Source organism: Paracoccus aeridis (assembly GCF_004923205.2).
Lineage (GTDB): Bacteria > Pseudomonadota > Alphaproteobacteria > Rhodobacterales > Rhodobacteraceae > Paracoccus > Paracoccus aeridis.
The window spans coordinates 1-13,036 of record NZ_SELD02000036.1 but is presented as its reverse complement, the minus strand read 5'-3'; the positions used below and the strand labels follow the sequence as shown (position 1 = coordinate 13,036).

At 66.8% G+C, this 13,036-nt stretch carries 12 protein-coding genes and 1 pseudogene; 2 read left to right on the top strand and 11 right to left on the bottom strand.

Annotation, left to right across the window (positions count from 1 at the left end):
* Positions 1-29 precede the first annotated feature (29 nt).
* The 10 genes from ELI80_RS11180 to ELI80_RS11135 all read right to left on the bottom strand — a co-directional run bounded on the left by ELI80_RS11180 (position 30) and on the right by ELI80_RS11135 (position 10,660).
* Entirely contained in the window at positions 30-1,817 is a 1,788-nt protein-coding gene (locus ELI80_RS11180) for a gamma-glutamyltransferase family protein (RefSeq protein WP_136652005.1), read from the bottom strand.
* Between the two features lie 21 nt (positions 1,818-1,838).
* Positions 1,839-2,720 (bottom strand): ABC transporter permease, encoded by an 882-nt coding sequence (locus ELI80_RS11175; protein WP_136652004.1) that lies wholly within the window; start codon positions 2,718-2,720, stop codon positions 1,839-1,841.
* The gene (locus ELI80_RS11170; RefSeq protein WP_136652003.1) at positions 2,720-3,664 is read right to left on the bottom strand and encodes an ABC transporter permease; all 945 of its coding nucleotides are present in this window, start codon (positions 3,662-3,664) and stop codon (positions 2,720-2,722) included. The genes ELI80_RS11175 and ELI80_RS11170 overlap by 1 nt, the downstream gene beginning before the upstream one ends.
* Before the next feature lie 68 nt (positions 3,665-3,732).
* On the bottom strand, positions 3,733-5,238 hold the full coding sequence (locus tag ELI80_RS11165; protein WP_136652002.1) for an ABC transporter substrate-binding protein: 1,506 nt from the start codon (positions 5,236-5,238) through the stop codon (positions 3,733-3,735).
* A gap of 4 nt (positions 5,239-5,242) precedes the next feature.
* Complete coding sequence (locus ELI80_RS11160) at positions 5,243-6,349, bottom strand: ABC transporter ATP-binding protein (RefSeq protein WP_136652001.1); 1,107 nt, start codon at positions 6,347-6,349, stop codon at positions 5,243-5,245.
* Positions 6,346-7,314, bottom strand: a complete 969-nt coding sequence (locus ELI80_RS11155) for an ABC transporter ATP-binding protein (protein ID WP_136652000.1) — start codon at positions 7,312-7,314, stop codon at positions 6,346-6,348. Before ELI80_RS11155 ends, ELI80_RS11160 begins: the two co-directional genes overlap by 4 nt.
* Positions 7,315-7,556: 242 nt before the next feature.
* Positions 7,557-8,447 carry a 2-hydroxyacid dehydrogenase gene (locus ELI80_RS11150; RefSeq protein WP_136651999.1) on the bottom strand — a complete coding sequence of 297 codons (891 nt, stop codon included), beginning with the start codon at positions 8,445-8,447 and terminating at the stop codon, positions 7,557-7,559.
* Positions 8,448-8,449: 2 nt separating this feature from the next.
* Positions 8,450-9,184, bottom strand: a complete 735-nt coding sequence (locus ELI80_RS11145; RefSeq protein WP_136651998.1) for an amino acid ABC transporter ATP-binding protein — start codon at positions 9,182-9,184, stop codon at positions 8,450-8,452.
* Positions 9,181-9,831 (bottom strand): amino acid ABC transporter permease, encoded by a 651-nt coding sequence (locus ELI80_RS11140; RefSeq protein ID WP_136651997.1) that lies wholly within the window; start codon positions 9,829-9,831, stop codon positions 9,181-9,183. Before ELI80_RS11140 ends, ELI80_RS11145 begins: the two co-directional genes overlap by 4 nt.
* 67 nt (positions 9,832-9,898) lie before the next feature.
* Positions 9,899-10,660 (bottom strand): ABC transporter substrate-binding protein, encoded by a 762-nt coding sequence (locus ELI80_RS11135; RefSeq protein WP_136651996.1) that lies wholly within the window; start codon positions 10,658-10,660, stop codon positions 9,899-9,901.
* Positions 10,661-10,774: 114 nt separating this feature from the next.
* On the opposite strand from ELI80_RS11135, the gene ELI80_RS11130 reads away from it, so the two are divergent.
* Both ELI80_RS11130 and ELI80_RS11125 read left to right on the top strand, forming a co-directional pair.
* Positions 10,775-11,362 carry a helix-turn-helix domain-containing protein gene (locus ELI80_RS11130; RefSeq protein WP_236641460.1) on the top strand — a complete coding sequence of 196 codons (588 nt, stop codon included), beginning with the start codon at positions 10,775-10,777 and terminating at the stop codon, positions 11,360-11,362.
* 14 nt (positions 11,363-11,376) lie between these two features.
* Positions 11,377-12,669, top strand: coding sequence for an NAD(P)/FAD-dependent oxidoreductase (locus ELI80_RS11125; RefSeq protein ID WP_136651995.1), 1,293 nt, complete (start codon positions 11,377-11,379; stop codon positions 12,667-12,669).
* Between the two features lie 127 nt (positions 12,670-12,796).
* Here ELI80_RS11125 and ELI80_RS11120 read toward each other — a convergent pair.
* Positions 12,797-12,967: pseudogene (locus ELI80_RS11120) on the bottom strand (IS5/IS1182 family transposase); the annotation flags it as partial.
* Between the last annotated feature and the right edge of the window lie 69 nt (positions 12,968-13,036).

Here is a 13,036-nt window from a genome sequence, read left to right as displayed (position 1 = left end):
CGGCGGGAGCCGTTTGCCTTTGCCATGCCTCAGCGACCCACCGCATAGGCCTGCATGAGCCGGGGGGTCGCCGCCCCGCGCAGGAGACCGTCGGGTTCGCGCAGGGCCGCGGTCAGGCGGCCGATGGCCCACGGCTCGGTTACCTCGACGATGTGGCCGCGGCTGCGAAGGTCCTCGATCACTGCGTCGCCGAAGGCCGGCTCCGCGAGCATCCGCGCCGGTTCTGCCTTGCGCGGATAGAACGAGCCCTGGAAATGCAGCGTATGGAACAGGGGCCGGTCCATGTTGGCCTGAAGGTTCGCGGCGTGATGGACGAAGCGGAGGAACCAGATCAGCTGCCATTGGTCCTGCTGGTCACCGCCGGGCGTGCCGAAGCAGAGCCAGCGGTCGCCGTTCCGCGCCATCGACGGCGTCAGCGTCGTGCGCGGACGCGAGCCGGGGCGCAGGCTCAGGGGCACGTCCTCCTCCAGCCAGAACATCTGCGCGCGGCTGTTCAGCGGGAAGCCGAGACCGGGCACCACCGGAGAGCTTTGCAGCCACCCGCCCGACGGCGTGGCCGAAACCATGTTCCCCCAGCGGTCGATCACGTCGAGATGGACGGTGTCGCCGCGCTTTTCGGTCAGGTGCGCCATCGTCGGCTCGACGCTGACGGCGCGGCCCACGCCGAAGTCGCGCGCGGCGCGGGCGATTGCAGCGTCGGCCAGATGCTCGAAGCCGGGCACCCGCCCGGGGCGCTGCTCGGTCGAGGCTTCGCGGCCGATCAGCTTGCGGCGCCCGGCGGCGTAATCCTCGGAAAGCAGCACCTCCATGGGGATGTCCGAGAAGTCGGGATCGCCGTAATAGGCTTCGCGGTCGGCATAGGCGAGCTTCATCGCCTCGACGACGGTATGGACGAACTCGGCCCCGCTGGGGTCCATCGCGGCAAGGTCGATGCCGCGCAGGATGGCCAGCGCCTGCAGCAGCGCCGGCCCCTGTCCCCACGGCCCGGTCTTGTACACGGTCCAGCCGTGGTAGTCGATCGAGAGAGGCTGTTCGCCCTGCGCGCGCCAGCCGGCAAGATCCTCGCGCGCCAGCAATGCGCGGTTCCGGCCGCCGGTCACGTCCGCGACCTCGGCGGTTTCCACGAAGTCGGAAATGGCGTCGGCAACGAAGCCGTCCGACCAGATGGCGCGGGCCGCCTCGATCTGGCCCAGCCGGTCGTCCGAGGCGGCCTCGGCCTCGTCCACGATCCGCTGGTAGGTGGCGGCGAGATCGGGATTGCGGAACAGGCTGTCCGGCGCGGGGGCTTCGCCGTCCGGCATGAACACGGCGGCCGAGCTGGGCCATTCGTCGCGCAGGAAGCCATCGATGCCCTTGATCGTGGCCGCCACCCGCGCCAGCAGCGGATGCCCGTCGCGCGCATGGAAGATCGCGGGCTCCATGACCTCGCGCAGCGTCAGGCTGCCGCCCTCGGCCAGAAGCTTCATCCAGCCGTCGAACGCCCCCGGCACCACAGTCGCAAGCAGGCCCGATCCGGGGATCAGCGTCAAGCCCAGATCGCGCATCGCCTCGATCGTCGCGGCCTTCGGCGCCGGTCCCTGCGCGCAGATCACCTGCGGCTCGCCGCCATGCTTGCGCCAGATCAGCGGCAGGTCGCCGCCGGGGCCGTTCAGATGCGGCTCGACCACCTGCAGCACCAGGCCCGTCGTCACCGCCGCATCGAAGGCGTTGCCGCCGCGTTCGAGGACGCCCATGCCCGCGGCCGACGCGATCCAGTGCGTCGAGGCAACCATGCCGAAGGTGCCCCGGATCTCGGGCCGGGTGGTGAAATCGCTCATCGTCAGTCCCTCAGTTTGCTGTCATTCGCGGGGGTCGAGCGCGTCGCGCAGCCCGTCGCCCAGAAGGTTGAAGCCCAGCACGACCAGGAAGATCGCGAGGCCCGGCCACAACGCCAGCCAGGGCGCCTGCGACATGAAGTTCTTGGCCGTGTTCAGCATCGACCCCCACGAGGGCGCCGGCGGCTGCTGCCCCAGTCCCAGGAAGGACAGCGATGCCTCGGCGATGATCGCGGCGGCGACCGTCAACGTCGCCTGCACGAGGATCGGCGGCATCGCGTTCGGAAAGATGTAGCGGGCGAGGATGCGCGGGGTGGACAGGCCTATGGCATGGGCGCCCTCGACGAAGTCCTCGGCGCGGACGTTGATGACCTGTCCCCGCGTGAGGCGCACGAAGATCGGCATGGCCGAGATCCCGATGGCGATCATGGCGTTGGTGAGGCTGGGCCCCAGGAAGGCCGCGAGCGCGATCGCGAGGATCAGGAAGGGGACGGCCAGCAGCGCCTCGGTGCAGCGCGAGATGACGATGTCGGTCCAGCCGCCGAAGTACCCCGCGAGGATGCCCAGCGGCACGCCCAGCAGGATCGCGATCCCGACCGAGACGATGCCGGCGAGGACCGACGCCCGCGCGCCCCAGATCATCCGGGCCAGCACGTCGCGGCCGATCTCGTCCGTTCCCAGCGGATGCGCGGCACCCGGCGCCTGCCTCACGGCGGCCCAGTCGGTCGCGGCGGGGTCCGCGATCGGCAGCACCGGCGCGAGCAGCGCGACCAGCAGGAACGCCCCCACGATCAGCGCGCCGAGGATCGCGCTCCGGTGGGTGCGGAACTTGCGCCAGCTGCGCCGCGCAGGCGTGTCGATCACGGCGGGGCGGACGGTGCGCGCGGCGATTGCCTCGTTCGCCATCACGCGGACCTCAGGCGGGGGTTGAGCAGGATATAGAGCATGTCAGCCACCAGGTTCATCAGGATGAAGCCCACCGCCGTCACCATCACCACGCCCTGCACAACGGCGTAGTCGCGGGTGAAGACGGCATCGACCACCAGCTTGCCGAAGCCGGGAATGGTGAAGATCTGCTCCGTCAGGACGGCTCCGGCGATCAGTTCGCCGAAGAGGAGCGCGGTCAGGGTGACGATGGGCGTCAGGGCGTTGCGGAATGCGTGCTTCAGCACGACGCGGCGTTCCGGCACGCCCTTCGCACGGGCGGTGCGGACGTAGTCCTGCTTGAGCACCCCCAGCATGGACGAGCGCGTGTGCCGCATCAGCGCGCCGGCAAGCCCGGTCCCGAGCACGAAGGCCGGCATGATCATGGTCCGCATCGACTGCACGAAGTCCTGCGTCGGCGGCACGTATCCCGAGGCAGGCAGCAGCTGCCAGCGGACCGAGACGAGCATGATCAGCATGATGCCGAGCCAGAAGTTCGGGATCGACATCCCCGACAGCGCCACCATGTTCGCCGCGTAGTCGGTGACGGTCCCCTTGCGCACGGCCGAGATGATGCCCGCGGGGATGCCGATCACCAGCGCGATCAGCAGCGCCATGACGCCAAGCTGCAGCGTGACGGGCAGCTTCTGGACGATCAGCTGCGTCACCGGCTGACCGGTCCTGAGCGACGTCCCGAGATCTCCCTGCAGGGCCCCGGCGAGCCAGCGGAAGTACTGGACCGGCAACGGGTCGTTCAGGCCAAGCTGCTCGCGGATCGCGGCCAGGGCGACGGGATCGCGTTCCTCGCCCGCCATCGCCAGCACGGGATCGCCCGGCAGCAGCTTCTGCAGCGCGAAGACGAAGACCGAGATGAGCAGGATGGTGGGGATGGCGACGAGCACGCGCCGCAGGAAGAGGTTGAGCATGGTCGCTCCGGCAACGGGGGATGGGGAGGCGGCCCGACCGGGCCGGCCTCCGGGTCACGCGGGCGGGATCAGTCCGCGTCGGTGACGTTCTGCAGCCGGATCATCCCGTCGGGATAGGGCTTGAACCCCTCGACACCGGCATCGACGCCATAGAGCCATGCCTGGTAGTAAAGGTAGCTGATTGGCAGGTCCTGCTGCAGGATCGCCTGCGCCGCGTCATAGCGTTCCTTGCGCTGCGCCGGGTCGATGATCGTGCGCGCCTCGTTCAGCAGGCGGTCGACCTCGGGGTTGGAATAGTGGCTGTCGTTGAAGCCCGCGCCCGTCGTGACGAACTGGTGCAGGTTGCCGTCGGGGTCGATCCGGCCCGACCACCCCTGGGCGCTGGTCTGGAAGCTGCCTTCCGCCGCGTCCGACACCAGCGTCGCGTACTCCTTGGCGACGATGTTGACGTTGAAGCCCGCCTCGGCGGCCATCGCCTGAACCATCTGGGCGACCTGCTGGCTCTCGGGGCGCGTGGCGACCTGCAGATCGACGTTGACGGGGGTGGCGACGCCGGCTTCGGCCAGCAGCGCCTTGGCCTTTTCCACGTCGCGTTCGGGCGCGGCGAAGGCCTCGTTGTAGTAGTAGCTGCTTGGCGGGAACGGCTGGCCGGCAGGCGTGAAGGCGCCCTGGAAGACGACCTGGCTGATCGCGTTGCGATCGATCGCAAGGTTCAGCGCCTGCCGGACGCGGGCGTCCTGTCCCAGCGGGTTCTCGGACTGCGGGCCGTTGTCGATGTTGAAGTAGATGCCCTGGTAGCCCAGGCCCGTGACCTGCTCGACCCGCAGGTTGGCGTTGCCCTGCACGGCCGGGATGTCGGTTGCCGCCAGCTGGTTGATCATGTCGAGGTCGCCGGACTGCAGGTTCGCAAGCCGCACGGTCGTGTCGGTGATCGGCAGGTACACCACGCGGTCCAGCTTGATCGCGTCGGCGTTCCAGTAGTCGGCAAAGCGTTCCAGCGTGATCCGGTCCTGCGCCACGCGGCTGACGAACTTGAAGGGGCCGGAACAGGCCGGCGCGCTGGAAAAGTCCTTGCCCTCGGCGAAGGCCGCGGGCGACATCATCATGCCCGCCCGGTCGCTCAGCTGCGCGATCACCGTGGAATCCGGCGCGGACAGGTTCAGGCGCACCTCGGTGGGCGAGATCACGTCGACCGACTCGACCGATGCCAGTTCCGACTTGCGGACGCTGTCCTCGAGGGTCTTCGACCGCTCGATGTTGGCCTTGACGGCCTCTGCGTCGAAGGCGGTGCCGTCGTGGAACTTGACGCCCTCGCGCAGGGTGAAGGTGATCGACCGTCCGTCCTCGGCCTGTGTCCAGTCCGTGGCGAGCTGCGGGACGATCTCGAGCTTCTCGTTCACGTCCACCAGCTTGTCGCAGAGCGCGGTGAAGACGATCCGGCCCACGAACAGGCGCGAGCGGTCGGGGTCCAGCGTGTCGGGGTCGTTCTCAAGCCCGATCCGCAGTTCGGCCGCACCGGCGGCGGTGGCGGTGGACAGCAGAAGCGCGGCGATCAGCGAAAGTCTGGCGGTCATGTTCTTACTTCCCTGTTGTCGTTGTTGCGATGGGCTCCGCCCGCGCGACGGCGTGGCGGTAAAGGGCGACGCGCTCGGCAGCGGGGCCATGCCCCTGCCGCTCGACGGGCGGCGCGAAGGGGTGCCGCGCCGCGATCTCGCGCCAGAAATGGCACGCGACGGGATGGCCGTCGCCGGCGTCGTCGATAAGCTCCGGCACGTCCACCCGGCACCGCTCCTGCACGTAGGTGCAGCGGGTGTGGAACCGGCAACCCGGCGGGGGCGCCGCGGGCGACGGGATTTCGCCGCCGATCGCCTCGGCCGGGCGCGACACGCCCGGCGCGGGCTCCGGGATCGCGGCGAGCAGCGCGCGGGTGTAGGGGTGGCGCGGCTCGGCGAACAGCGTGTCTGTCTCGCCGACCTCAACCAGCGTGCCGAGATACATCACCGCCACGCGGTTCGACATGTGCCGGATCACCGCGAGGTCGTGGGCGATCACGATCATCGTCAGCCCAAGGGCCTCGCGCAGGTCCGCGAGCAGGTTCACCACCTGCGCCTGCACCGACACGTCGAGCGCGCTGACCGGCTCGTCCCCGATCACCAGCGTCGGACGCGAGGCGAGCGCCCGCGCGATGCCGATCCGCTGGCGCTGCCCGCCCGAGAACTCGTGCGGATAGCGGCCCATGTGTTCGGGACGCAGGCCGACCTGTCGCAGCAGCTCGGCCACGCGCTCGCGCCGTTCGGCAGCGGTCATCTTCGGGAAATGGGTTTCCAGCGGCTCGCCGATGAGCCTGCCCACGCTGGCGCGCGGGTTCAGCGACGAAAACGGATCCTGGAAGATGAACTGCACGTCCCGGCGCAGGTCCCTCAGCGCCGCGCCCGAGAGGTTCGCGATCTCCTTGCCCTCGAAGGTGACGCTGCCGGCCGTCGGCTCCAGCAGGCGGGCGAGAAGCCGCGCCAGCGTGGACTTGCCGGAACCGGACTCGCCCACGATGGCGAAGGTCTCGCCCCGCCGGATATCCAGCGACACGCCATCCACGGCACGGACCGGCGCAGGCTTGCGGAACAGCGCGCCAGAACCCTGGAAGTGCCGTTTCAGGCCGCGCGCCGACATGATGACGTCCGCGCTCATGCGGCGGCCCCGAAGTTCAGTTCCAGCGGCGCGAAGTGACAGGCGGCGCGGTGACCCGCCGCGATCTCTCGCAGCAGGGGCTGCTGGGCGCATTTCGGCTGGGCGAAGGGGCAGCGCGTCGAGAAGCGGCAGCCCTGCGGCATCTCGGCCGGCGACGGCACCGATCCGGGCACCGTCGTCAGCCGCGTGCGAGGCCCGGTGAGCGACGGGATCGAGCCGAGAAGCCCGATGGTATAGGGATGCTGCGGGTCGTCGAACACCTGCGCGACGGACCCGGTCTCGGCGATCCGGCCGGCATACATGACCGCAACCCTGTGCGCGACCTGGGCCACGACGCCAAGGTCGTGGGTGATGAAGACGACCGCCATCCCCCGGTCCCGCTGCAACCGCGAGATCAGGTCGAGGATCTGCGCCTGGATCGTCACGTCCAGCGCGGTGGTCGGCTCGTCCGCGATCAGGAGCTGCGGCTCGTTCACCAGTGCCATCGCGATCATGACCCGCTGGCGCATCCCGCCCGAAAGCTCGTGCGGATACTGCCGCATGCGGCGTTCCGGCGCCGAGATCCCGACCTTGCGCATGATGTCGAGCGCGCGTCCCTTCGCTTCCACCTCGGACACGCTGCGGTGGCACAGCACGGCCTCGGCGATCTGATCGCCGATGCGGAAGGCGGGGTTCAGCGACGTCATCGGCTCCTGGAAGATCATCGCGATCTGGTCGCCCCGAAGCTTGGCCGTGCCGCCGGGGCGCGTCAGGTCGAGCGGCTGTCCGTCGAACTCGGCCCTGCCCGCGATCCGCACGCCCTTCGCGCCGAGAAGGCCCATGACGGCAAGCGAGGTCACGCTTTTCCCGCTGCCGGATTCACCGACGATGGCCAGCGTCTCACCCGCGGCAACCGCAAGATCGACACCCGAGATCACCTGCGTGGCGCCGAAAGCGACCTGGAGGTCTTCCACCCTCAGAAGCATGTCGTCCCTCGTCCCCGTCGCGCTCGCCTGCTGAACCACGGCGTCAAACCAAATCAACATTGGTTCGACTATGGGAACGGTGTTTGTGTGGTGTCAACGCTTTTCTTGAGGACGTGCAGTTCGGCGAGGAGCGTCGTTAGGCACCGACCCCGCCAACACGGAGCAGGACTTCCAGACGCCCGAACCGCACATTCCGCCTCACGCTGCACGGCTTGCAGCATGGAAGCGCATGCTTGCAGCTGTCATTGCGTCCGCGCCAAGGCCTCCAGAAGCAGTCGGCGCAGAGCGGCATCTGTCTTGAACCCAGCATGTGCCGTAACGGTGACGTTGGGCAGGGACAGCAGGGGATGATCAAGCCGCAACGGCTCTTCGTCGAAGACATCCAAGGCCGCGTGGCTGAGCGGGTTTGCCTCTAGGGCTGCGACCAGCGCCTTGGTGTCGATGATCCCAGCCCTGGCAGTGTTGACAAGCACGGCAATCGACCGCATCCGGCTCAGCGCAGTGGCATCAATCATCTTTGCAGTTTCCGGGGTCAACGCCAGATGCAGGCTGATCACGTCAGCCGATTCCAGCAGAGCATCGAGCGACACAAGTGGACATGGTGCATCGCTCAAGGGCGAACGGTTCCACCCGATCACCCGGAACCCCAGGGCTGCGGCGAGCCCAGTTGTCGCACGCCCGATCCCGCCCATGCCCACGACGCCGAATGTCAGATCCTCGAACTCGCGGCCGGCGAGCGGCTCCCAATGGCCAGCGCGGACGCTGCGGTCCATCAGGGTGACCTGGCGCAGCGCACTCAGTGCCAAGGTGATGGCATGCTGACCAACGGCCTGGTCGCCATAGCCCCGGATCGTCTCGACAGTGATGCCACGTGCCTCGGCCGCGGGCATGTCGATATAAGATGAGGCGCCCGTGCCCAGGAAAACGATCCGCCGCAGCGACGGGGCGGCGTCAAGGTCGTCGGCGGTCATGTAGGTATGCCCGTTCCAGACGATCTCGGCATCGCCGATCAGGTCACGCAACTGCGCGGGATCCGGGTCGCCTTCATGGATGACCATGCCCTTTGGGTAGTCGAGATCCTGGAGCAGCCGAACGCTGTGCGGCGTCGCGTCCACATAGACGAGCCTGCCCATGATCACTCCATGGGATGAATGACGCGATGCAGGAAGTCCTGGGTGCGGGGATGCTGCGGATTGCGCAGCACCTCCTGCGGGGAACCCTGCTCGACGATCGCACCACCTTCGAGGAAGAGGACGCGGTCGGCCACTGCCCGGGCGAACTCCATCTCGTGCGTGACGACGACCATCGTCATGCCAGCGGCCGCGATGTCACGCATTACCGCGAGCACCTCGCCCACCAGCTCCGGGTCTAGCGCCGATGTGGGCTCATCGAAAAGGATCGCCTTGGGCTTCATCGCCAGTGCACGCGCAATCGCGACACGTTGCTGCTGCCCGCCCGAGAGCTTAGCCGGATAGGTGTCCAGCTTGGCTCCTAGGCCGACCTTGTCCAGCAGAGCTACCGCCTCGTCCCGCGCCGGGGCGCGATTCATCTTCTTGACGAAGACCGGGCCTTCCATGACGTTTTCCAGCGCTGTTCGATGCGGGAACAAGTTGAAGCGCTGGAACACCATCGACACCTGCGTCCGGATGTCGGTGATCGCGCGGCTGGCAGGATCGACCTTTGCGCCCTCGATCAGGATCGAGCCGCGCTGATAAGTCTCCAGCCCGTTGATGCACCGTAGGATCGTCGACTTGCCCGAGCCGGAAGGGCCGATAATGCAGACCACCTCACCCTTCTTGACGTCAAACGATACGCCCTTGATGACCTGCAGCGTGCCGAATGATTTATGGATATCCTGAACCTGGATCATGCCTGCGAATACCTCTTTTCCAGGTGCCGGGTGAGGAAGGTCAGTGGCAGGCTGAGTGCGAGATAGATCAGCGCCACCAGCGTGAAGACCGTCATGTTGTCGAAGGTCGAGGCCGCGATGAGCTGTCCCTGCCGCGTCAGTTCGGCCACGGTAATGGTCGAGACGAGCGACGAGTCTTTCAGGATCATGATGATCGTGTTGCCAAAGGGCGGCAGCACGATGCGGATCGCCTGCGGCAGGATCACGCGCCGCATGACGAGCTGGTCGGTCATGCCGATCGAATGGGCGGCCTCGATCTGGCCCTTGTCGATGGCCTCGATCCCGGCGCGGAAGTTTTCAGCCTGATAGGCCGAGTAGGCGATGCCCAGACCGATGATCCCGGCCTGCATGGCAGTCAGGTTGATCCCGATTTCGGGCATCACGAAGTAGATGTAGAAGAGCTGCACGATGATCGGAATACCGCGGATGATCGTGACGAACCCGCGGCTCAGCGCGACCAGCACAGGGATGCGCGTCCAGGCCATTACCGCCCAGACAAAGCCCAGAAACGTGCTGAGGATGACAGAGAAGAAGGTGACGACCAGCGTCAGCCACACCCCCTCCATCAGCAGCGGCAAATAGTCGGTCGCCCGTTCCCAGAAACTCATCAGCGAATGTCCCGTTCTATGCGCGGTCAGACGGGACGGCGGCAATCAACCGCCGCCCCGGCAGGTCTTACTCGATGCCCCACTCGGCGATGATCTCGTCCAGCTTGCCGGACTCCTTGATCTTTGCGAGGCCCGAGTTCATCCGGGTCAGCAACTCGGGTTCGTTCTGGCGCACGGCAATCGCCACGTCGCCGACAATCGTGCTTTCATATTCTGGCACGAGCCGCACGTCGGAGGCACCCTGCGACAGCTGATAGGCGACGATCGGGCGGTCACCAAAGCCCGCATCGATCCGGCCTAACGACACGTCGCGCATGATGTCGGCGATGGTGTCATAGACCCTCACCTCCTTCAGCTTGTCGTTGGCCTGCAGCGGCGCGACATAGGCGGTGCCCACCTGGGCACCGACCACCTTGCCTTCTAGGTCGTCGAGCGAGGCGTAGGGCGTGGTGTCATCCTTGGCGACGAACAGCCCCTCGCCATAGGAATAAACCGGCTCAGTGAAGGCGACGACCTTGGCGCGCTCCTCGGTCGCATACATTGCAGCGGCGATCACGTCGATCTTTCCCGAGGTCAGCGACGGGATCAGCGCGCTCCACTGCGTGGCCTCGACATCCGGCGTGAAGCCTTCAGCTTCTCCGATGGCGTTGACGATATCGACCATCACGCCGTCGATCTTATTGGTCGTCACGTCGAGGAAGGTGAACGGAACGCCGGACGGCGTTGAGCCGACCTTGAGGGTATCCTGCGCCAGGACTTGCCCTGACAGCGCGACACTGGCCGTGAGCGCCAGCATCGCACCACGCATCACCTTGGTCACCTTGTTCATGCTTAGCCTCCCGTACCCCTGATGGATTCACCGGCATTGAAACTTCTGCCGGATTGTTACAGTTTGGCGAAACGAACATCGGGTTGTCAACGCATGTCCTCGCCTCCGAACTCCTTGGTCATCGAGCCGTCTGCTGATGCGGCAGAGCGGGACAGCCTCGGCGCGCGACTGCGGCGCAGGCGCAAGGTCCGTGGCCTTTCGCTGAAGGAGGTTGCGCGGCGCGCTGAAGTTTCGACAGGGCTGATCAGCCAGGTCGAGCGGGGCCTGACCATGCCCTCCGTCCGGTCGCTGGGAGCGATCTGCGGCGCGTTGGAAATGCCCGTGGGTTGGCTGTTCGACACGTCCGATGCGGATGACACCGACGGTCTGGTGGTGCGGCGGCCTCAGCGGCGGGTACTGGACCTTGGCGCCAAGGGAATGATCAAGGAACTGATGACGCCCGACAGCTGCACCGGCATCCAGATGATGCGGCTGGTGATCCGTCCGGGCGGCTCGTCCGGCGAGACACCCTACAACCATCCGAGCGGCGCGAAATGCGGCACCGTGCTGTGCGGTCAGCTGATGCTTGAGGTCGATGGCGACACGCGCCGGCTGAACACCGGAGACAGCTTTGCCTTTGAAGCGACACGCATGATCCGCTTCTGGTGCGAGGACAGCGAGGCGGCCGAGGTTCTGTGGATCGTGACGCCGGCCGTCTATTGAAAGGAGCGCAAGGTATGATCGAGAACGAAGAAGACGTGATCGCCAACTCGCTGTGGACCGCGACTGCAAACCCCGCCCCGAACTGCCCTCCACTGCGCGGGAAAGCGGAATGCGACGTGGCGGTGATCGGAGCGGGCTTCACCGGGCTTTCCGCTGCCCTCCACCTGGCTGAGCGGGGAAAACGCGTCATCGTGCTGGAAACCCACGCTCCTGGCTGGGGCGCCTCGGGGCGCAATGGCGGCCAGGTCAATCCCGGGCTGAAGGAAGACCCTGACACGATCGAGGCGCAATTCGGACCCAAGGTGGGCGGCCGCATGGTCGCCACGTCGGGCGGAGCAGGGCAGTTCGTGTTTGATCTTGTTGCACGCCTCGGAATCAACTGCGACGCGCGGCAGACGGGCTGGATCCAGCCGGTCCACAACGACACTGCGGATGCGGTGGTCCGGAGGCGGGTCGAGCAATGGACCCGTCGCGGCGCCCCGCTGCGGATGCTGGACCGGGATACGACCGTGGCCCTGTTGGGCACCGAGCTTTATCGCGGGGCGATGATTGATGAACGCGGCGGCAACCTGCATCCCCTGAACTATGCGTTGGGCCTAGCCGATGCAGCAATCCGGGCCGGTGCGGTCATCCACGGAGGAAGCCGCGTCACGGCGCACGAAACGCGTGGTTCTGATCACCTGCTGCGCACCGAGGGCGGCGAGGTCCTGGCCCGCAAGGTGCTGGTCTGCACGAACGGCTACACGTCCTCCGTCGTGCCTCCGATGGACCGAGCCGTGGTGCCGATCCGTTCGGTCCAGGTCGCCACCGATATCCTGCCGCCGGAGATCGCCGGGCGGATCCTCCCCCAGGGTCACTCGGCCTCGGACAGCCGCCGGCTGCTGGTCTATTTCCGCAAGGACCCAGCGGGACGGTTCATCATGGGCGGGCGCGGCAACTACTCGGCCGGGGCCACCCGCCGCCAGATGCAGGTGCTGCGCGAAGCGTCGGTCAAGCTCTACCCCGAACTTCGAGAGATCCCGTGGTGTTATGCTTGGGGCGGCTTCGTCGCCATGACGGCGGACCATTATCCTCACCTGAGCCTTGTTGCGCCTGGCGTGATCGCCGCAATGGGTTACAATGGGCGTGGCGTCGCACTCGCCTCGGCCATGGGAAAGGTTCTTGCGGACTGGGCGACCGGCACACCGGAAGACGAGCTGGACTATCCCGTGACCCCGCCGCGCCCCATTCCCTTCCACTTCATGCGGAAGCCTGCCGTGATTGCCACCGTGGCGTGGTCGCGACTGCAGGATCGCCTCGGGCGATAGGTGGTGCTGGCACACCGCCCCGACCAACTTTTGCTGAAACATGCGTCACTGTCCGCCACCGTCAGGGGTCGAGTCTGCAGCAAACGGTGTTGGACCTGAGTGAGTAGGTAATTCAGCTTGTAGAAGAGCGCTCGACGAGGTTACGAAGTTGGTAGAGGGCGCGACCCACCGCCACGCGCAGCTTGCGGGATTTCCGCATAGGGATCACCCGCAGCACATCACGCGCTTCCTTGGTTTCGCGAACATCATCAGAATCGTAGCCGTCACTGGCCAGCAGGATGGAAGGCTCCGGCAGGTTGCCGTGAGCGCCGACTGAAACTTAGTAAGCGTCCGGCCTGACTGCCCTGCCGGGTTCAGGGAGTGATCG

Coding starts and splice junctions, on each gene's coding strand:
- ELI80_RS11135 (WP_136651996.1), bottom strand. CDS start 10,660: ATGAACAAGGTGACCAAGGTGATGCGTGGTGCGATGCTGGCGCTCACG.
- ELI80_RS11145 (WP_136651998.1), bottom strand. CDS start 9,184: ATGATCCAGGTTCAGGATATCCATAAATCATTCGGCACGCTGCAGGTC.
- ELI80_RS11150 (WP_136651999.1), bottom strand. CDS start 8,447: ATGGGCAGGCTCGTCTATGTGGACGCGACGCCGCACAGCGTTCGGCTG.
- ELI80_RS11180 (WP_136652005.1), bottom strand. CDS start 1,817: ATGAGCGATTTCACCACCCGGCCCGAGATCCGGGGCACCTTCGGCATG.
- ELI80_RS11125 (WP_136651995.1), top strand. CDS start 11,377: ATGATCGAGAACGAAGAAGACGTGATCGCCAACTCGCTGTGGACCGCG.
- ELI80_RS11170 (WP_136652003.1), bottom strand. CDS start 3,664: ATGCTCAACCTCTTCCTGCGGCGCGTGCTCGTCGCCATCCCCACCATC.
- ELI80_RS11165 (WP_136652002.1), bottom strand. CDS start 5,238: ATGACCGCCAGACTTTCGCTGATCGCCGCGCTTCTGCTGTCCACCGCC.
- ELI80_RS11155 (WP_136652000.1), bottom strand. CDS start 7,314: ATGCTTCTGAGGGTGGAAGACCTCCAGGTCGCTTTCGGCGCCACGCAG.
- ELI80_RS11160 (WP_136652001.1), bottom strand. CDS start 6,349: ATGAGCGCGGACGTCATCATGTCGGCGCGCGGCCTGAAACGGCACTTC.
- ELI80_RS11175 (WP_136652004.1), bottom strand. CDS start 2,720: ATGGCGAACGAGGCAATCGCCGCGCGCACCGTCCGCCCCGCCGTGATC.
- ELI80_RS11140 (WP_136651997.1), bottom strand. CDS start 9,831: ATGAGTTTCTGGGAACGGGCGACCGACTATTTGCCGCTGCTGATGGAG.